Origin of the sequence: Lacinutrix mariniflava, from assembly GCF_001418015.1 — a bacterium.
Taxonomy (GTDB): domain Bacteria; phylum Bacteroidota; class Bacteroidia; order Flavobacteriales; family Flavobacteriaceae; genus Lacinutrix; species Lacinutrix mariniflava.
The window spans coordinates 1-19,487 of sequence record NZ_LIQG01000021.1 but is presented as its reverse complement, the minus strand read 5'-3'; the positions used below and the strand labels follow the sequence as shown (position 1 = coordinate 19,487).

Below are 19,487 nucleotides of genomic sequence, written 5' to 3'. Positions count from 1 at the left end.
TCAAGAGGATTATTTCTGTGTTAATCAATTTTTGAAATAATCAAAAACAAGGCAATGAAAAATATACTATTCATATTAATTTCCCTAATAACAAGCCAAAGTTACGCATCTTATATATTGGTGCCAATGGATGCCGAAACACAAGAAAATCACTTAAAGGCTTATGGAATTACCTATTGGACGTTAGCCAAAGACATAAAAGTTAAGTGGCTATTAAACTATAGAGGTGGTTCTTTTTTATTACCAGATACTGACGAAATTCGAAAAGAATGTCAAATTCGAGGTGTAAGTTTTGAAGTGCTAAGTGATGATAAAACGGAAAGTATACTAAATGAAATTAGTAGTCCAAGTAAAAATATGGAATCTGTAGTTTTAGAAAAAGCTCCAAAAATTGCAGTTTACACACCAAAAGGCAAACTACCTTGGGATGATGCGGTTACAATGGTATTAACCTACGCCGAAATACCGTACGAAACCATTTACGATGAAGACGTTTTAAAAGATGAACTAATTCTCTACGATTGGCTGCATCTGCATCACGAAGATTTTACAGGCCAATTTGGTAAATTTTATGCACGTTACAGAACCGCTGCTTGGTATATAGACGAAAAAAAATCTGCTGAAACTCTCGCAACAAAATTAGGTTACAGTAAAGTGTCTACGGAGAAAAGAGACGTTGCATTAAAAATTAGAGATTATGTTGTTGGTGGAGGATTTATGTTTGCTATGTGCAGTGCAACAGATAGTTTTGATATAGCATTATCTGCGGAAGGTGTAGATATTTGCGAGCCAATGTTCGATGGTGACGCGAGCGATGCTAATTACCAATCTAAAATACAGTACCATAAAACCTTTGCTTTTAAAGATTACACGTTGGAACGCAGTCCAATGGTATACGAGTTTTCTAGTATAGACATGACTCCAAAACGTAAAATACCAAAACAAACAGACTATTTCTCTCTTATGGATTTCTCTGCAAAATGGGATCCAATTCCAACCATGTTATGTCAAAACCACACAGCTTTAGTAAAAGGTTTTATGGGACAAACCACATCTTTTACTCGAGAGCAAATTAAAAGTAATGTACTTGTTATGGGAGAAAACAAAACAAATGGCGAAGCAAAATACATTCATGGTATTAAGGGAAAAGGCTTTTTTACATTTTATGGAGGTCACGATCCGGAAGATTACACACATAAAGTTGGTGACCCAAAGACAGAACTCTATTTACACCCAACATCTCCAGGTTATAGATTAATACTTAATAATGTGTTATTTCCTGCGGCGAAGAAAAAGAAACAAAAAACGTAAAACACAAGCTCCAAATTATGAATTTAATGTTAGGTTTCCTTTTTAGTTTAGTTGGTTTGTTTTTTTTAATAATTAACACATTCCTATTTATAACCAATAAGGATGTAAATAAGAAAGTATATAAAATATTTTTGGCGTACTTAATAGCACTGTCAATAATAGAAATTACCTGTCATATAATAGGGTTTTTACATCCAAACTTGAATTTATTTATATCTCATTTTTATTTTGTTTTTCAATTTTCCTTTTTAAGTTCTTTATTTTATAAACTATTTAAAGAAAAAATAATGAAGCAATTAATTGTCACTATTTTTGTTATAGAAATATTGATTTTAGCAGGCATGTATTATTTCAATAATCAATTATTTTGGACTTTTAATATCTATGAAATTGTTTCGACATCTGCAATTTTAGTAGGCTATGCTTTCGTTTTTATTTTTAAAAATTTTGAGACACAACATAATTATTTTAACTTTTCTATAGGTTTAATTTTATATTTATGCTGTAGTATAACTATATTTTTGTTTGGGAATTTAGACTTAGTATTGTATGAAGATCCTTATATTGATATTTGGATTTTTAACACCTTGTTTTATATTATTTTTCAATATTTGGTTTATAGAGAGTATTTATTTTTTAAAAACAAAGAATAAAGTAAAACCAAGTACTATTTAAAAGAGAGGTACTCTACATAATCTCTTAAGTTTTTTATATATACTTTTAAGAAAACGAGAGATCCTTAATGTTCTCTAAGAAATTCTGTTTATAAGCTCTACCTAACGGTAGTTTTTCATCATTTACTTTTACCGATTGACTGGTATAGCCCTGTATGTTATTTTTGTTAATTAATACAGATTTATGAATTCTAATAAAGTAAGTTGGATAAATTTCTAAAAATTCCGCAATAGATTTTCTTATAAAATGTGCTTCTTTATTAATGGAGTAGATATTTGTATAAGCGCCATCCGCTTCCACGTACATAATATCGGAAACTAATATTTTATGCTGCATACCTGTTTTTGTGTATGTAAAATAAATATCGTCTTGTATTGTATTTAAGGCAATTTGAACGTTAGCATGAATAGTAGCATTATTAAAAGGTTTTACTATATAGCCAGATGGTTGCGTAGTTTTTGCTTTCTCTATTGTTTTAATATCGGCGTTTGCAGTTATGTATATATAGATAAAAGAATATTTTTTAATTAATATTTGAATCAAATCAATACCGTCTATTCCGCTATTATCCTCCAAATTAATGTCCATTAATACAAGGTCATATAACTTTTTAGAGAATAACTGTTTTGCTTCGTTTGCACTTCCTGCAACATCTACAAAATGATAGCCATATTCATTAAGAATATAACGTAGGTTTTCAGCAATAATAAGTTCATCCTCTACAATTAATATTTTCCTGTTTTTCATATACTTACTCTTCAATAGGTATTGTTAATTCTGTAACAAATAATTCCTCTTTATAATAACGCTTTATAGTACCATGTAACTGTTTAGTTAATGAGCTTACTAAAAATAAGCCTAAAGACTTTTTAATGTCTTGTTTTAATGTGGTTTGGTCAAAGCCTTTTCCGGAATCCGCTATTTGTAAAATCCAATTTTTATCATGCTGCTCAAGAACAATTTCAATTTTATTATTAATATCATTCGTTAATCCGTATTTAAAACTATTGGCTAGTAATTCATTTACTATTAAACCTAAAGGAACAGCTTTGGTTAAAGACATATCTTTATTTTCAATAGTTATACTATAATCTATTTTCGAACGACCAGTATAATAACTGTCTTTTAAATAAGGAAACAATTCTTCTAGATAATTTTTCATATTTATTCTAGCCAAATTATCAGATTGATATAATTTTTGATGTATTAACGACATAGAATAAACTCGAGATTTACTTTGTAAAAGAATCTCTTTGTTTTTAGTGCCTTGTATCGATGCAACTTGTAAATCTAATAAGCTAATTACTATTTGTAAATTGTTTTTAACGCGATGGTGTATTTCTTTAAGAAGCACCTCTTTTTCACCTAAAGAAGTTTCTAATTTTGTAGTTTGAAGCTTTACTAGTGCTTCTAATTCTTCTCTAGTTTGGTTTTCTAAACGTTCCTTTTCTACTTGTACTAAAGAATATTTGTGACCTAATGCAAAAGACAATAAAATAACTTCCAAAAAAGTACCAAAGTGCATAAAATGATCTGTAAAGGTATTATGAGATAAAACACCAATCGATTTAAGAGCGAACACAATCATTCCAAAAAGATAGAAAGTCCAAGCAATAGTGAAATATAGCGCTATTTTGTTTTTTTTAATCAGACTATAAACTGCTGAAGAAAAAATAACTGTGGAGATTCCTATAATAAGAAAAATATTTAATTTTCTAGATAAATAGTCAAACTTCATCAATTCTAAAGTGATATTGAATACCAGAAGTGTAATAAAAAAGAGTAATAAGTAGTATAAAAATGTACTTGTTCTTTTTATAGTTAAAAAACGAATGGCAAAAAATGCGCTAAAAATGCCTGTAAAAGACATGATTATTATTGGAAATCGAAAAGAGAACTCGGGAGATTCTGGACTTAAATACGGAATTAAAATTCCGAAAAGATAGCCTTGAGATAAAATAGCAGAGAATAAAGCTAATACATATAATAGGTAACTAAAGTCTCTTGTACTAAAATATAAAAATAAGTTATAAATCCCCATTAATAATAAACCACCAATAAGTAAACCGGCTATTAAATAAGAATCAATACGTTGTTTATAAAATTGTTCTTTGCTTTTAACAGTAATAGGTAAAAATAAAGAATACCTACTCGTTACTTTAAGGTACACAATAGAAGTTGCTAAATCATGTATAGGAACATTAAAAGTAGGTAAGTAGTGATTAAACTTATTTTTAGAATATGGAAACATAACACCCAAAGATTCTCTTACTATTTCATTATTCTTTAAGGTATAGAATAGTGTGATACTATCTTTTAAAGGTGTTTTAACTTCTATAAGAGTTTCTTCATCTAGTACTTTACGGTTTAAATCAATTTTGATCCAAAGTGCACTTTTTGTAATACCTAAATTAATAAATTTCTCTTTAGTAGGTGTGAATTTTTTCTCTTGTACAGATTTAAAAGAAAGTGTAGCACTTATATCTTCAAAATAAGACATTTCAAATTTTGGCGCATCTTGTGCTGTTGCTATTTGTGTGCTTATTAGGTTAATAAGAAAAATTAAATATAATAAAGGGCAATATTTAAACATAAAATAAATTCTGAAAATGACAGTTCTCAAAATTACAAAATCGAAAGACATGAAAACGTCTTAATTTATGCAAAACCTGTCGTTTGTAACAAAATCATGTCGTTGGTAACATAATTAGGTCGTTCATGATCGTTCATTTTCAATTACTATGTGTTAAGCATATCATTGCATGAAATTATAAAACCCAAATAATACAATTATGAAAAACAAATACATTTTAACAGCATTTTTGCAACCAAATAAAATGCTTTCGCAAGTTTGCCTAATATTTGCATGTATAGCTTTTGGCTTTGTTGCTAATGCGCAAAGTGCTTATACCGTTAGTGGTTTTGGTTCTACTTGTGGAGTTAACTTAGATAACACTTATACAGAATTGCAAACTGGTGTGTGGAGTAATACTAGTAATGGAACTGATATTAAAAAGGTTAATGGTACTTGGCAAATTTATAATATGTATGCAAATCCTATAGAAATTTATGCTACAGCAGAAGGAACGTCTGCATTCCCACCAAGCATATTTACTACTACTGTTGATGACTGTTCTCCTGGTGGTCAATCTATAATTGTAACTGCTGTAATAACTTCTGCTCCTTGGACAGAATCTTTTACAGGAACTACAACTCCTAGTGGTTGGTCCGAAACCGGAGAGGGTTATATATACAATACAGAAGCAGCTTATGGTGCTTCATCTGCAGGAGATTATACAACAGGAGGAGGTACAAATTATGCTTGGATAGATGGAACTGCACCGAATTCTACTTCTGGTACGGGAGATATATTAACTAGTCCGGAAATTGATTTATCTGACTTAACTACACCTCATTTATGTTATGCTTTATTTAGTCACAATACGAATGACTCTGGTAATAATACTATAAATGTTGAGTTTTACGATGGTGCTGCTTGGAATACGGTTACATCTTACCAACAAAATTTGGGCCCAAGGTGGGTTTCTACTACTGTAAATTTAGCTAGTTACACTATAACAGGTAATGCACGTGTACGTTTTTTACTAACTCACTAGAGAATGCTAATTTTAATGATATATTAATAGATGATGTAAGCTTTAATAATGGAGGTTGTCCAAGTACTTGTATTGCTCCTAGTGCATTAGAAGCTTCTAATATAACACCTACTTCTGCAGACTTAGCTTGGACAAATTTTGGTACAGCCACGCAATGGGAAGTAGAATATGGAACAACTGGATTTACTCCAGGTAATGGCACAACTATTATAACAACAACTAACCCAGTAAATATTACAAGTTTAACTCAAGGTACAACTTATGATTTTTATGTAAGAGCTGTCTGTGATGTGATGGATGCAAGTATTTGGGATGGACCTAATTCATTTACAACTATAAGTATTAATAACGATTTAGCAATAGTAGATACAAATGTTGGGCAAGATCAATATACCAGTATTCCTCTAACTCAGATATCGTCCATCGCTAACGGTATAACTATTGAAAATGTAGGAACCGTTGAAGCCACAAATGTAATTTTAACGGTTGCAGTAGCAGATAGTAATTCATCAGAAGTTTATACAGAATCTAGTAGCCCTCAAGTTATAGCTGTAGGGGCAAGTTTACCTATAACTTTTACTGGCTTTACACCAACAATGTTAGGGAGTTATACGGTAACATATACTCTTACACTTGCAGAGACCGATACGGACCTTTCTAATAACACAACATCTTCTACCAAAGAAATTTCATTAGGCACCTATGCAAGAGACAATAATATTGCTACTGGTTCTTTAGGGATTGGTACAGGCAATGGTGGTCAATTAGGCCAACAGTTCGATATTTTAGTTACTCAAGATATAGTATCTGTAACTTTTGAAATAGCAAATCAAAGCAATGATTTAGATGGCACAACAACATTTGTGACTATATGGGATATGGCTTCAGATGTTCCAAATGCCATTATAGCTCAAACTGAAGTTGTAACTATTACTGGTGTTAATCAAAGTTATACTGCTAATATTATAGGTAATGCATTTAGTTTAGATCCAGGTAAATATCTTATTGCAATTGAAGAAGGAACTAGTAATATTAGTTTAGCGACTACAGAAAATATTTTTACAGTTGGTACAACTTGGGTAAATTGGCCAGGAAATCCAAATGGTACATGGTCTAATAATGAAGACTTTGGTTTTAATGTTTCTTATCTTTTAAGACCAAATTTACAGGATCCTACTTTAAGTATTAAAGACAATGAAATAAGTAATAATTTAATTTCTATTTTTCCTAATCCTGCAAACAGTACGATTAACGTATCTGGTTTAACTACTAAACAAAACTATACCATCTACAATATTTTAGGAGCTAAAATTAGTATAGGAGAAATATCTAATATTAATAATAGTATTAACGTTAATGACTTTGCTAATGGTATTTATTTACTAAAATTTAATAATGGGAATACTTTAAAGTTTGTTAAAGAATAGTATAATTAGGATGTTTATTACACAATTAAAAAGAAATAGATATAATAAGAGATAGTGGTTTGACATAAATAAATCTAGAGCGTTTGGCTTCCAAAGCTACAAAATTGAAAGACATAATATAGTCCTAATTTAATCAAAACCTGATGTTTGTAACAGAATGGTGTCGTTCATTTGCTAACTATGTTATTTGTAAAACGGATTAGAAGGAACTCTAATTTTATTAAAAACGATACACAAAAAGAGTGTAAATAAAAAAAACTATGTCGTTTGTAACATAATCATGTCGTTCATGTGTCTCTATTTTTTTATTTACTTATTTAAATATACTATTGTAAGAAATAATAAAACCTACTTAAATTAATTCCGTATTAAATATAGAAGAGTTCTTTTTTGCTTAACTCAAATTTTAAATCTCAAATGGCTAGAATTATGAAAAAAAACGAGCTATTGTTTATAATGTTAGTAATAGTATTAACGCTAATGCTTTTACTCAATATATGTAACTATTTAGGTTTAGTAATGTAAGTACTTTTTAAATCGTAAAAGATAAAAAGATGTTCAAATTTCTTTGGGGAGAAATTTGTAAGGAAGGAGTTAGAGATTATCGCTATTAATCATTTTAACTATTCTAGAAAAGCTACAATTAATTTTGTAGCTTTTTTTCGTTAATTCAATTGGCTTTAAACATAACACCATTTTTAGCAAAAGAGGAGATCGTAAATTGTTTAACTCTCTACTTAAAGCTTACTGAAGGAAGTAGAAATTAATTTCAATCCTTTAATTATTCTGTATCCAATACTTAGTGTTAGATAATTAATGCTAAAATAAAAAAACAAGACCTTATTTCTGTACATGAATTATGTCAAGCACTTTGGTTATAAAGTCTATAATTATTCCCTTTTTTTATTTAAATAAAATTGATTGATAGTATTTCAAGAGACCTTTAATTCAACTAAATCAGTTATTTATAAGTTTGAGTATTGATTGAGTAGTTGTTTTTTTAAAAAATAAGCCAGTTGTGTGTATTTTCGTGAAGAGTAACTTTAACCTATACATTTAGTATGTTGTATACTCAAAACGAGCTAAGATATTATATGTTAGTTTTAACAAATAACCCTAAATAATTATGAAACCAATTCTACTTTTTTTTACCAATTTACTGTTTTTGCCTTTACTATTTGGCACAGGCTTACAAGCGCAATCTAAATACTTCTCTTCCATGGAAGGCAGATCACTTCCAAAAGCTGTTGAAACAGTTAGGAATATTAAAGATTTTAATGTACTTAAACTAGATGAAGCAAGCTTAAGAAGCTACCTTTTAAATGCACCAATAGAATTTGAAAACAACGAAAATTTACAACTAGAAATTCCAATGCCAAATGGAAAAACAGAAGTATTTGGCTTGGTAGAATCTTCAATTCTTTCTCCAGAAATTGCGGCTCAGCATCCAGAAATAAAATCTTATACAGGTAACGGCTTAAAGAATAAAGAGGCAATTATTAGACTTACGTTTAACTCTGGTGGACTTCATATTGTTATTTTGAATTATGATGGTGACGCTGTTTACTTTGAGCATTATTCAAATGATGACAAAGATGTTTACTATAGCTATTTTACACGTAATGCTATAACACCTCCAGATTTTGGAGGAGATAGATGTGGCACAACTACTATTTTGGAAAAAAAAACCGTAAACAATAGTAACGAATCTGCCAGTAACAGAAATAATACAGGAGCAGACCTGCGTACCTTTCGCCTAGCAATGGCTGCAACTGGAGAGTTTACTGCCTCGAATGGTGGTACAGAAACAAGTAGTTTTAATAAGGTAATTCAATACGTAGCAACTCTAAATTTGGTTTTTCGTAGAGAATTAAGTGTACATTTTAATTTAGTAAGTGGAACAAATCTTGTCTATACCGATGGTAATACCGATCCCTATACCAACTCAAACGTTGGTACAATGCTTGGTGAGAACCAGGCTAATGTTGATGCTGTAATTGGTAATGCTAATTATGATATAGGATTTGTACTTGGTGATGGAGGAAACAACTCGGGTGGAGGTGTGGCTTCTTTTTCTTCTCTGTGTAATGATAGCGCTAAAGCACGTGGTGCTGGTGGTGAAGGTGGACCTCCTTATTCTCAAGTTTTTGGAGACCAACTTGTATTACACGAGGTAGGACATCAGTTTGGGATGAACCATTCTTATAATAGTTCGATTCCAGTTTGTACAACCCGAAATGCTTCGACTTCAGTAGAGCCAGGTGCTGGTGCAACTATCATGAGTTATGGGTTTACCTGTGGTTCAGACGATTATTTTAATAGTACAACTAACGGACCAATATTAAATTACCATACGGCTAGTTATTTTGAAGCAGACGCTCTTATTTCAAGTATTAGTAGTTGTGCTGTAACCACTGCTAGTGGTAATACACCACCAGTAATAACGATGCCTGCTACTGTAACTATACCAAAGTCTACACCTTTTACGCTTACAGCGAGTGCGGATTCTGAAGGATCTGGAGATTCTTACACCTATTGTTGGGAAGGTACAGACATTGGAGCTATAACGCCTACGTCAACTACATTAGACGATACAACACAACCACCTTTCTTTCGTACTTACGATGCAACTGCTAGTGCAGCCACTCGTACTTTCCCTATTCTTTCTACAATTCTTGATGGAACAAATCAGGCAAAAGGAGATAAATTACCTTCTATTACTATAGCTGCAAATTTACGTATGACGGTTCGTGATAATAATGCTGCTGGTGGTGGTGTTTCTTATAGTGATATGATTGTTAATGTAGATGGTAGTATTGGACCATTTCTTGAAACAACTAACTTATCTTCATCTTACGCAGCTGGTTCTGCACAAACCATTACTTGGTCTGTAAACGGTACAGATACTGCAACACCAATTGTTAATATTTTATTATCTACAGATGGCGGATTAACCTTCCCTACAACATTAGCAACTAATACTGCTAACGATGGAACAGAAAGTATTATGTTACCAAATATTCAAACTACAACTGCACGTATTAAAGTAGAAGCTGTTGGTAATGTGTTTTTCGATATCTCGAATAATAATTTTGCTATTACTATTGCTGGATGTACAGCAATAAGTAATAATTTTTGTCCTACTAATGCGGTTACATTTACACAAGGTGACGCTGGGTTAAATTTAACGTTAAACAGTTTATTTGGAACAACAGTTACTCAAACAGCTTTAAATATTAATGCAAGTAGCCCTTCTGGAGAGCTTGTTTCTGCAACCACTTCAGGTGGCACTACATGTAGTACACAATGGCAAGTAGAAAATTATGAAACTTTCGATTTTAGTGTTGATACTGCAGGTAGTTATACCATTGCAAATGTAACTTCGGGTACAGCAACAGCTTTTTCAGTTTTTCTAGCTTCTGGATATAATCCAGGTGCACCTTGTTCTGGTACTTTTCTTAAGTCTAATGCTACTGGTGCTATTAGTTATAATCCTTCATTGTCTGTAACGTTATCACCTTGTACAAACTACAAATTAGTAGCTTGGAATCTTAATTATAATCATGGTTCAAGAACCATGTCATTCTCTGGTGCAGGTTCTGTTTCTACTGTAGCTGCTACACCAGCAGATTCAGGTTATACATACGTAGCTGTAAATAATGCTAATAACCAAATTGAAGCACAAAGTACAGCTGCAGATTTTACAGGCTTAGCAGTAGGAAGCTACAAAGTGTATGGTGCGTCTTACAAGAATGGAGGAGCTGGTTCTCCAGTAAATTCGAATCCTACGTCATGGTTAGGGCAGACACTTACAGCTGTTCAGACTTCAGAATGTGTTGTTTTTAGTAATAGCAATAAACCTGTAGCTGTTGAACCGACTTTGTCTGTAGATTCTGTTAATGAAATACCTAAATTTAAAATATACCCTAATCCTGCAAGTAGCTCGATTAATGTCTCAGGATTAACAACAAAAGAGAATTATATAATCTATAATATTTTGGGAGCTAAAATTACTAGTGGAGAAGTTTCTAATTCTAATAATAGCATACCTGTTAATGGGTTTTCTAATGGTATTTACTTACTAAGTTTTAGTAACGGTACTATTTTAAAGTTTGTTAAAGAATAAAATAAAACAAGTTTTTAATAGTAAGCCTTTTTAAAGGGGAGTGGTTAAAAATTATTGCTATAAGTCATTTTTACTACTTTAAGAGAGCTACAATTTATATTGTAGCTCTTTTTTTGTAAATTCGATAATACATAAAAGAATAAACAATGTCAGCAAAAGACGATATACTAAAGAAAATACAAATTCTTATTACAAACCATTTTAGAACTCCAGAAGAAGCTTTTCGTTTTTTCGATGAAAATGGAGATGGTAAGCTTTCTAAATCTGAAATTAAAAACTTACTTAAAGAAGCCGAAATAAGCGGGTTTATTAGAGGTGTGGTAAGCTCTAAATTAATTGAAGGTTACGATAAAGATGGAGACGATTCAATAAATTGGAAAGAATTCCAAACAGCAATAGACGAAATTTCAAATTAAATAGCAGTGAAAAACTATAGTATTCAGTTTTTACGTTTATTATTTCAAACGGTTATATTTTGGGTAATAGCTTTCTGTATTTTTATATGTATCAGATATTTTGCAATAGGAGCAGAGGAAGGTATTATTGTAACAGATTATCATATTTCCGATATACTGGCATTTGGTATTCTATTAGGACTTTTAGTGGGTACTTTATTTGCGGTTGTAGAATTTCTGTTCGATAAATTTCTATCAAAAAACCTTTCTTTAGCATTAGTCTTATTCGAGAAATTTGTTATCTATCTCATTGGTATCATCCTTTCATTAAATTACGTATTTCCATTAGCAGAATACGAGTTAAACATAAACTTAACAACGCAAGACGGTTGGTGGAAAACGAGTAGAATATTTTGGATTATTATAAGCTATTTTTTAATATGCTCTATTATTTTTTCATTTATAAAAATTGCAAACGAAAAATTTGGAAGGGGAGTATTCTTTAATTTTTTAATTGGTAAGTATAGAAAGCCAAGAGAGGAGAAGCGTATTTTTATGTTTTTAGATTTGCAAGCTTCCACAACAATAGCAGAACAAATTGGACATTATAGTTATAGCGAGCTAATTCAAGATTGCTTTTACGATTTAAATAGAATTGTAAACAAATATGATGCAGAAATTTATCAATACGTTGGAGACGAGGCAGTACTTAGTTGGAAGTATAAAAGAGGAATTACTAATAATAATTGTGTTAATCTATTCTTTGAGTTTCAAAACCGGATACAAAAAAAACAAAAATACTATAAGTCTAAATACAATCTAGTTCCCGTATTTAAAGCCGGTTTACATGGCGGCAAGTTAATAGTAACAGAAGTAGGTACAGTTAAAAAAGAAATTGCATACCATGGAGATGTTATTAATACTTCAGCAAGAATACAAGGAGAGTGCAATAAATACAACGAGTTGCTATTATGCTCAAACTTATTAATTAATGACTTAGCATTAACAACTAAATATACATCAGAATTTATTGGGGATATTCAGTTAAAAGGAAAAGAACAGAAATTTAAAATTTCGGCTATTAGAGTTCTTTAATGGCTTTTTCTTTAGCATCAATAATTTGTTTCAATATATATTCAACACCATTTTCGTCGTTGCTTTTGGTTTCAAAATTAGCTACAGCTTTAACATCTGGATGAGCATTTTTCATAGCGAAGCTAAACTTAGCCAATTTTAGCATTTCAATATCATTATTATAATCTCCAAAAGCAATAGTCTCCTCAGGTAAAATATTGTATGCCTCTTGAATAAGTGCAATTGCATGGCCTTTATTAGCTTTGTTTTCAGAGATATCAACCCAATGATTGGCACTAACTTTTACTTTAAAACGATTTTCAATGTGTTTCACAAATGGATAAATAAAACGCTCAGAACTTTCCTCATGAAATAAAGCAACCTTATAAATGGGTTCAGTAATCTCTAAGGAATTAGAAACCACTTTATATTGCGGATAATATTCTTTAAGTAATTCTAATAGCATTTCCGAATCGCTCAAAACATAAGCTTTATCTCTAGCACAAAAAACAGCATGAGCATCATTTATGCTAGAAACTAAATTAGATATTTCCTTAAAGTTGTTCTCGTCTATAGGGTTTGATAAAAATAATTCATCATTTTTTACACCAAGACCACCATTTTCAGATACTATAATAATATCGTTCTTTATCTTAGATAGTTTATCTATCATGCTATAGTATGGTCGACCACTAGCGGCAGCAAATAGTATACCTTGAGATTTTATTTGCTTAAAGAGCTCGAAAAAATCATCACTTACTTCATGATTAGAATTAAGTAATGTGCCATCCATATCTGTGGTAATTAGTTTTACTTTAGATAAATCCATATATAAGTATTGGTTTAAACTCAAAGATAATTAGTTTGGATCAATACCAAAAGTTGTGGGATTTAAAAATTAAGCAAAAATAGTTGTTAGTCTAAATGGATCAATACCAAAAGTTGTGGGATTTAAAAATTAAGCAAAAATAGTTGTTAGTCTAAATAAGAAGAATTCTACGTTTCTAACACCTCTAAATTGTGCTCTAAAGGCTTTTATTTTAGCATTGAAAGATTCAGCAGAAGCGTTAGTACTTCTGTTATCAAAATAGTTGAGTATATTTTTATAGTGTATTGACATTGTTCTAGCAATGGTATTGAAGCTTTTAAATGCTGCTTGTCTTACTTTTTCATCCCATTTAGCTAAACGTATTAAAGCAGAAGTTTTTCCTTTAGTATTATTAAATATCCAAGATAAGTTTTGACACAGCTTATATGCTTTTTCTAAATCTGGATAATGTTCAAAAAGTATTTTTGCTCTTTTTTGCTGATTTTTAGTCCATTTACTATTTGATTTGTATAGCAAGTAGCGGCTTCTAGCCAATAATTGTTTTAGTGTATCTCCATTACTAAACAGTATCGGAGTATATTTTTCATTATTATTTCTTGCCTTTTCTATAGCACTGTTCTCAGCATCAAGTGCATCCCATCTATGCTTAATTCTAATCTGTTGTAATGCATCTAACGCAAGCTTTTGAACATGAAATCTATCAATAACTAATGTTGCTTCTATAAATGATTTTTTAACTATTAATCCCATGTTTCCAGCCATATCTAAGGTCACTTCTTTTACTTTTCGTCTTTGTTTTAATGGAATTTTACTGAGTATTTCTATAACAGTATCAGCTTTAGTTCCTTTAACCATACACACTATAGCTCCTTTTTTACCTTTTGCTTTTTTATTAGTTAGTATAGTGTATAAATCGCCATTTGAAAAAGCTGTTTCATCTAACGAAAGATAGCTTCCTATATTCTTTGGAAATAGTAGCCATTGCTTTGCATGTACTTTTTGATTCCACTGCTTGAAATCACTTAAATAATCTTTGTATTGCCTTTGTAAATTTCTCGAATTTACACCGTAGAATTTAGCTATAACTGTTGTGTTAGAAGCGTTATTACTAATAGAGTTCTTTTAAAAAAGCAGCAAAATCACTAGTTATTCTAGTTCCTTTTGCTACTAATTGCCAATCTCTTGTAACTACTTTTCCTGTAGCTTTGTTCAGCCATCTACGCCTTGTTATGTGTAGAAATACATTCTTTCCACGTATAGGAAAATCTTGAACAGTGGCTTCGGGAAAGAAGCCTTTAGAATGAAGAGTAATACTTTTAAATTCTTCTGGAGTTTTATTTAATTCGGTAAAGTAAAAATGAATATCTTCACCTTTAGTATAATGTTTAGTCATCTCAAAATACTTTACAAGTACTTCTGGAAGTAATAAATTCGCTATAGCTAAGAATCTTTCTGAGGACATCGAAATTTTTAATCCAAAGTTCACTTATTTTTTGCTATCCCACAACTTTTGGTATTGATCCATTAGTTTTACTAAAATAGACTTAGCAATAACATTAAGTTAACGTAAATGTTATATAAAAAAAAGTCCAATTCTTTCGAATTGGACTCTCTCTCATATAAGTGAAATGATATTATTCAATTGGCAAAATGCCCTTATTTAATTTTGTTCACGATTGCTTCAAAAGCACCTGGGTGGTTCATCGCTAAATCAGCTAAAACCTTACGGTTTAATTCGATATTGTTAGCTTTTACTTTTCCCATAAATTGTGAATAAGACATACCGTGTAAACGAGCACCAGCGTTAATACGCGTGATCCATAATGCACGAAATGTTCTCTTTTTTACTCTACGGTCTCTGTACGAATATTGCATCGCTTTGTCAACCGCATTTTTTGCTACTGTCCAAACGTTTTTACGTCTTCCAAAGTAACCTTTTGCTTGTTTAAGCACTTTTTTTCTTCTGGCTCTTTTGGCAACAGAATTTACTGATCTTGGCATAATTTAAATGTGTTTTGTAGTAGGCGGTCAATAATGCGACACTTAGTTAAATCTGAGTTTGCCTAACTCCAGGGTTTATAAATAATTTGTAACCTATTAAGGTAATGTTACTTTAAACGTAGCATTACTTTAATATTGTTCTCATCGGCTTTATGTACTAAACCATCATGAGTTAATTTAAGCTTACGTTTCTTAGACTTCTTTGTTAAGATATGACTCTTGAACGCGTGCTTTCTTTTAATCTTTCCAGTACCTGTAAGCTTAAAACGCTTTTTAGCACTAGATTTTGTTTTCATTTTAGGCATCTTGTTTCCTAGTATTAATTATTTCACTTATAATATTGTTATGCTAACCTTGTATTAGCTTGTAATCTACTTTTTAGGAGCAATAAACATAGTCATTCTTTTTCCTTCCAATCTTGGCATTTGTTCAACCTTACCAAGTTCTTCTAGGTCTTGCGCTAAACGCAATAATAAGATCTGACCTTGCTCTTTAAACACAATAGAACGTCCTTTAAAGAATACAAATGCTTTTAATTTAGCACCTTCTTTTAAAAACTTTTCAGCGTGTTTTCTTTTAAACTGATAATCATGATCATCAGTTTGTGGACCAAAACGAATTTCTTTAATAATAACTTTAGTAGCTTTAGACTTTAACGCTTTATCACGTTTCTTTTGCTCGTAAAGAAACTTTTTATAATCCATTACTTTACACACCGGAGGAATCGCTTTTGGTGAAATCTCAACAAGATCTAACTCTTGTTCATCAGCAAACACCATGGCTTCCTTAGTTGTGTAAATACCAACTTCGATATTATCTCCAACTAGACGCACGCTTTCTGCTCTAATTTTCGAGTTAATTCTGTGTTGGTCTTCTTTAATGACTCTTAAAGGACCTCTTGATCTTTTTCTACGAATTGCTATGGCTGTAAAATTTTAGTTAATATTATTATTAAAATTGTTTTAATGTCTTATTTATTTCTATATCAACAATCTTTGAGAACTCTTCTACACTAATCGTGCCTAAATCTTCTCCTCCATGTTGTCTAACAGATATCTTGTTTTCTTTCTCTTCATTCTCTCCTATGATAATCATATAAGGCGTCTTCTTCATTTCGGCCTCTCTAATTTTTTTACCAATAGTCTCACTTCTATTATCTACAAGAGCGCGAATTTCGTGTTTTTCTAGCAAATTTAAAACTTTTTCACCGTATTTCTCATATTTCTCACTAAGAGTTAATATAGAAACTTGATTTGGCATTAGCCAAAGTGGAAAATTACCACCAGTATGTTCTAATAAAATAGCTATAAAACGTTCCATACTACCAAAAGGAGCACGGTGTATCATTATAGGTCTATGCAACTCATTATCACTTCCTTTATAAGTCAATTCAAAACGTTCTGGTAAATTATAATCAACCTGTATTGTTCCAAGTTGCCATTTTCGACCTAAAGCATCCTTAACCATAAAGTCTAATTTAGGACCATAAAAAGCTGCTTCACCAGTTTCAATAACATAATTTAAACCTTTGTCTTTAGCAGCACTAATAATAGCTTGCTCAGCTTTATCCCAATTTTCAAGACTACCAATGTATTTTTCTGGCGCCTCCGGATCCCTTAAAGAAACCTGTGCTGTAAAATTTTCAAAACCTAAAGAACCAAAAACGTAAAGTACTAAATCTATAACATTTTTAAACTCTTGATCTAATTGATCAGGAGTACAAAAGATATGCGCATCATCTTGAGTAAAACCACGAACACGCGTTAATCCATGTAATTCACCACTTTGCTCATACCTATAAACAGTACCAAACTCAGCAAATCGTTTAGGTAAATCTTTGTAAGACCATTGCATTGCGTTATATATTTCACAATGGTGTGGGCAATTCATAGGTTTTAATAAAAACTCTTCATCATCTTTAGGTGTCTTTATGCTTTGAAAACTATCCTCACCATATTTAGCATAATGTCCAGAAGTAACATAAAGTTCCTTTTGTCCAATATGTGGAGTCATTACCATTTCGTAACCTGCTTTTTTCTGTGCAGCTTTCAAAAAATTCTCTAAACGCTCACGTAAGGCAGCACCTTTAGGTAACCATAACGGTAATCCAGCACCAACCTTTTGCGAAAATGTAAATAACTCTAGCTCCTTACCAAGTTTTCTATGGTCACGCTTTTTAGCTTCTTCTAATAAAGCTAAATATTCAGTTAATTCCTTTTGTTTCGGAAAAGCAATCCCATAAATACGCGTTAATTGCGGCTTTGTTTCATCACCTCGCCAATAAGCACCAGCTACCGAGAGTATTTTAGGAGCCTTAATAATGCCAGTATTCGGTATATGTCCACCACGACATAAATCTGTAAAAGTAGAGTGGTCACAAAAAGTAATAGTGCCATCCTCTAAATTCTCAATCAATTCAGTCTTAAACGCATTGTCTTTATATAACTCTAAAGCTTCAGCCTTAGATGCGCTTCTCATTTTAAAGTCGTGTTTTCCACGAGCAATCTCAAGCATTTTCTTTTCAATCGTTGTAAAATCCTTATCAGACAACACAGCATCACCAAAATCCACATCATAATAAAAACCACGATCAATCGCAGGCCCAATCGTTAATTTAGCATTAGGATACAATTCCTGAACAGCCTGTGCCAAAACATGAGCACTAGAATGCCAAAAAGCAGTTTTCCCTTCATCATCATTCCAGGTATATAATACTATAGAACCATCGGTTGTTAAAGGAGTAACGGTTTCAACGGTTTGTCCATTAAATTTTGCAGAAATAACATTTCTAGCAAAACCTTCGCTTATGCTTTTAGCAACATCCATAGGAGTCGAGTTCGCTTCTAACGATTTAACACTCCCATCTGGTAAAGTAATCTGTATCATATATAAATTTAAATTCAGTTAACAAAGATAATAGGTTATAAACACACAAACAATACATATCCACAAATTATATTCATTAATCTGTTGGGCGTTACCTAAAGGTCGGGCTTTACACTATATCTTTTTTCAAAAAAGAAAAAAGGATGCCGTTTCAATCCCTAACGCATTATTTATTAAGTTGTCTTTTTTACAGAATAAACAATGATTATCTATGGTTTGCAATAGAGTAGAAGTACAACCTTAAAAGTTAGTCTAAATATGGTATATATAATAAGGACAAACAAGACAAAAATAACAGTAATAAAATCAACACGTAACACCTTGATTAGAAGCTTTTCTAAAACAATCTAAAAATAAACTTAAAAAAAGATTAAAATAAAGCTTGTCAGGTTGAAAATCAGTTGTACATTTGCAGCCGCTTAGCGTTGTAGTCACACAGACAATAACAAAAAGCGAAGTTCTAAAACAAGGCGAAAATAAAAATATAAAAAACTTTCAAAAAAAGCTTTTTATATAAAATAAAGGTTGTAAGTTTGCAGCCGCTAAAAACGTTAAAATTTAGAGCGAAAAAGTTCAGTGACATTAGATGTTTTTTTTAGAGTTTTAAAAGCTTCAAAGTTTTTAAAATAAAAACAAAAAAACATTGCACAGAATAAAAAAGGGTTTTACATTTGCAGCCCGCTAATAAGGTAACGAATTAGCAAATTAAAAATAAGAATACAAGTTCATAAACATATTGAATTGACAGCGTAAGTTTATAACTGGAAACGGTTATAAACAAACAAGAGAATAAACCATTCGAGTACTAATTAATTTCTTTGGTTGTTAAGCATATTAGTGGCAACACTTAAAAATTTAACGATGAAGAGTTTGATCCTGGCTCAGGATGAACGCTAGCGGCAGGCTTAACACATGCAAGTCGAGGGGTAACAGAGTAGCTTGCTATTGCTGACGACCGGCGCACGGGTGCGTAACGCGTATAGAATCTACCTTATACTAAGGAATAGCCTTTGGAAACGAAGATTAATGCCTTATAGTATGATGACTTGGCATCAAGATATCATTAAAGATTACGGTATAAGATGACTATGCGTTCTATTAGCTAGATGGTGTGGTAACGGCACACCATGGCTACGATAGATAGGG

At 31.5% G+C, this 19,487-nt stretch carries 17 protein-coding genes and 1 rRNA gene; 8 read left to right on the top strand and 10 right to left on the bottom strand.

Annotated features, from left to right (window positions below):
- The first annotated feature begins 126 nt into the window (after positions 1–126).
- Together ASC44_RS05315 and ASC44_RS05310 are read left to right on the top strand one after the other, a co-directional pair.
- A complete protein-coding gene (locus ASC44_RS05315; protein WP_055446590.1) occupies positions 127–1,311 on the top strand; it encodes a hypothetical protein in 1,185 nt (394 codons plus the stop codon).
- Positions 1,312–1,598: 287 nt separating this feature from the next.
- Positions 1,599–1,964 carry a hypothetical protein gene (locus ASC44_RS05310; RefSeq protein WP_055446589.1) on the top strand — a complete coding sequence of 122 codons (366 nt, stop codon included), beginning with the start codon at positions 1,599–1,601 and terminating at the stop codon, positions 1,962–1,964.
- A 67-nt stretch (positions 1,965–2,031) separates the two neighbouring features.
- Here the strand turns inward: ASC44_RS05310 and ASC44_RS05305 are convergent, their stop codons facing one another.
- Entirely contained in the window at positions 2,032–2,733 is a 702-nt protein-coding gene (locus ASC44_RS05305; RefSeq protein ID WP_055446588.1) for a LytR/AlgR family response regulator transcription factor, read from the bottom strand.
- Between the two features lie 4 nt (positions 2,734–2,737).
- On the bottom strand, positions 2,738–4,579 hold the full coding sequence (locus ASC44_RS05300; protein ID WP_055446587.1) for a 7TM diverse intracellular signaling domain-containing protein: 1,842 nt from the start codon (positions 4,577–4,579) through the stop codon (positions 2,738–2,740).
- Between the two features lie 199 nt (positions 4,580–4,778).
- Between ASC44_RS05300 and ASC44_RS05295 the strand changes: the two genes are divergently transcribed.
- Positions 4,779–5,603 (top strand): hypothetical protein, encoded by an 825-nt coding sequence (locus ASC44_RS05295; RefSeq protein WP_055446586.1) that lies wholly within the window; start codon positions 4,779–4,781, stop codon positions 5,601–5,603.
- On the opposite strand, the gene ASC44_RS18310 is transcribed toward ASC44_RS05295, so the two are convergent.
- Positions 5,560–5,805, bottom strand: a complete 246-nt coding sequence (locus ASC44_RS18310) for a hypothetical protein (protein ID WP_241491408.1) — start codon at positions 5,803–5,805, stop codon at positions 5,560–5,562. The genes ASC44_RS05295 and ASC44_RS18310 overlap by 44 nt on opposite strands.
- On the opposite strand from ASC44_RS18310, the gene ASC44_RS05290 reads away from it, so the two are divergent.
- From ASC44_RS05290 to ASC44_RS05275, 4 genes are all read left to right on the top strand, one after another.
- A complete protein-coding gene (locus ASC44_RS05290; RefSeq protein WP_420835938.1) occupies positions 5,705–7,030 on the top strand; it encodes a T9SS type A sorting domain-containing protein in 1,326 nt (441 codons plus the stop codon). The genes ASC44_RS18310 and ASC44_RS05290 overlap by 101 nt on opposite strands.
- A 1,126-nt stretch (positions 7,031–8,156) precedes the next feature.
- A complete protein-coding gene (locus tag ASC44_RS05285) occupies positions 8,157–11,156 on the top strand; it encodes a zinc-dependent metalloprotease (RefSeq protein ID WP_055446584.1) in 3,000 nt (999 codons plus the stop codon).
- Between the two features lie 146 nt (positions 11,157–11,302).
- Positions 11,303–11,572, top strand: a complete 270-nt coding sequence (locus ASC44_RS05280) for an EF-hand domain-containing protein (protein ID WP_055446583.1) — start codon at positions 11,303–11,305, stop codon at positions 11,570–11,572.
- A 6-nt stretch (positions 11,573–11,578) separates the two neighbouring features.
- Positions 11,579–12,646, top strand: coding sequence for an adenylate/guanylate cyclase domain-containing protein (locus tag ASC44_RS05275; protein ID WP_055446582.1), 1,068 nt, complete (start codon positions 11,579–11,581; stop codon positions 12,644–12,646).
- Here ASC44_RS05275 and ASC44_RS05270 read toward each other — a convergent pair.
- The 7 genes from ASC44_RS05270 to thrS form a co-directional block, all read right to left on the bottom strand.
- Positions 12,633–13,454: a Cof-type HAD-IIB family hydrolase gene (locus tag ASC44_RS05270; protein WP_055446581.1), complete on the bottom strand. Its 822-nt coding sequence runs from the start codon at positions 13,452–13,454 to the stop codon at positions 12,633–12,635. The genes ASC44_RS05275 and ASC44_RS05270 overlap by 14 nt on opposite strands.
- A gap of 129 nt (positions 13,455–13,583) precedes the next feature.
- Positions 13,584–14,537 carry an ISAon1 family transposase gene (locus tag ASC44_RS05265; protein WP_055446580.1) on the bottom strand — a complete coding sequence of 318 codons (954 nt, stop codon included), beginning with the start codon at positions 14,535–14,537 and terminating at the stop codon, positions 13,584–13,586.
- A gap of 25 nt (positions 14,538–14,562) precedes the next feature.
- On the bottom strand, positions 14,563–14,916 hold the full coding sequence (locus ASC44_RS05260) for an ISAon1 family transposase N-terminal region protein (protein ID WP_055446579.1): 354 nt from the start codon (positions 14,914–14,916) through the stop codon (positions 14,563–14,565).
- Positions 14,917–15,110: 194 nt separating this feature from the next.
- Positions 15,111–15,455, bottom strand: a complete 345-nt coding sequence (rplT, locus tag ASC44_RS05255; RefSeq protein ID WP_055446578.1) for a 50S ribosomal protein L20 — start codon at positions 15,453–15,455, stop codon at positions 15,111–15,113.
- 107 nt (positions 15,456–15,562) lie between these two features.
- Positions 15,563–15,760: a 50S ribosomal protein L35 gene (rpmI, locus tag ASC44_RS05250; RefSeq protein ID WP_055435293.1), complete on the bottom strand. Its 198-nt coding sequence runs from the start codon at positions 15,758–15,760 to the stop codon at positions 15,563–15,565.
- Positions 15,761–15,826: 66 nt separating this feature from the next.
- Positions 15,827–16,336 (bottom strand): translation initiation factor IF-3, encoded by a 510-nt coding sequence (gene infC, locus ASC44_RS05245; RefSeq protein ID WP_275044200.1) that lies wholly within the window; start codon positions 16,334–16,336, stop codon positions 15,827–15,829.
- A 70-nt stretch (positions 16,337–16,406) separates the two neighbouring features.
- A complete protein-coding gene (gene thrS, locus ASC44_RS05240) occupies positions 16,407–18,341 on the bottom strand; it encodes a threonine--tRNA ligase (protein WP_055446576.1) in 1,935 nt (644 codons plus the stop codon).
- An 858-nt stretch (positions 18,342–19,199) separates the two neighbouring features.
- Between thrS and ASC44_RS05235 the strand changes: the two genes are divergently transcribed.
- Positions 19,200–19,487: ribosomal RNA gene (locus ASC44_RS05235) — 16S ribosomal RNA — on the top strand; the annotation flags it as partial.

Bases quoted from the DNA above. Each gene is read 5' to 3' on its own strand.
- ASC44_RS05315 (WP_055446590.1), top strand. From the start codon at position 127: ATGGATGCCGAAACACAAGAAAATCACTTAAAGGCTTATGGAATTACC.
- ASC44_RS05310 (WP_055446589.1), top strand. From the start codon at position 1,599: ATGAAGCAATTAATTGTCACTATTTTTGTTATAGAAATATTGATTTTA.
- ASC44_RS05305 (WP_055446588.1), bottom strand. From the start codon at position 2,733: ATGAAAAACAGGAAAATATTAATTGTAGAGGATGAACTTATTATTGCT.
- ASC44_RS05300 (WP_055446587.1), bottom strand. From the start codon at position 4,579: ATGTTTAAATATTGCCCTTTATTATATTTAATTTTTCTTATTAACCTA.
- ASC44_RS05295 (WP_055446586.1), top strand. From the start codon at position 4,779: ATGAAAAACAAATACATTTTAACAGCATTTTTGCAACCAAATAAAATG.
- ASC44_RS05285 (WP_055446584.1), top strand. From the start codon at position 8,157: ATGAAACCAATTCTACTTTTTTTTACCAATTTACTGTTTTTGCCTTTA.
- ASC44_RS05280 (WP_055446583.1), top strand. From the start codon at position 11,303: ATGTCAGCAAAAGACGATATACTAAAGAAAATACAAATTCTTATTACA.
- ASC44_RS05270 (WP_055446581.1), bottom strand. From the start codon at position 13,454: ATGGATTTATCTAAAGTAAAACTAATTACCACAGATATGGATGGCACA.
- ASC44_RS05260 (WP_055446579.1), bottom strand. From the start codon at position 14,916: ATGTCCTCAGAAAGATTCTTAGCTATAGCGAATTTATTACTTCCAGAA.
- rplT (WP_055446578.1), bottom strand. From the start codon at position 15,455: ATGCCAAGATCAGTAAATTCTGTTGCCAAAAGAGCCAGAAGAAAAAAA.
- rpmI (WP_055435293.1), bottom strand. From the start codon at position 15,760: ATGCCTAAAATGAAAACAAAATCTAGTGCTAAAAAGCGTTTTAAGCTT.
- thrS (WP_055446576.1), bottom strand. From the start codon at position 18,341: ATGATACAGATTACTTTACCAGATGGGAGTGTTAAATCGTTAGAAGCG.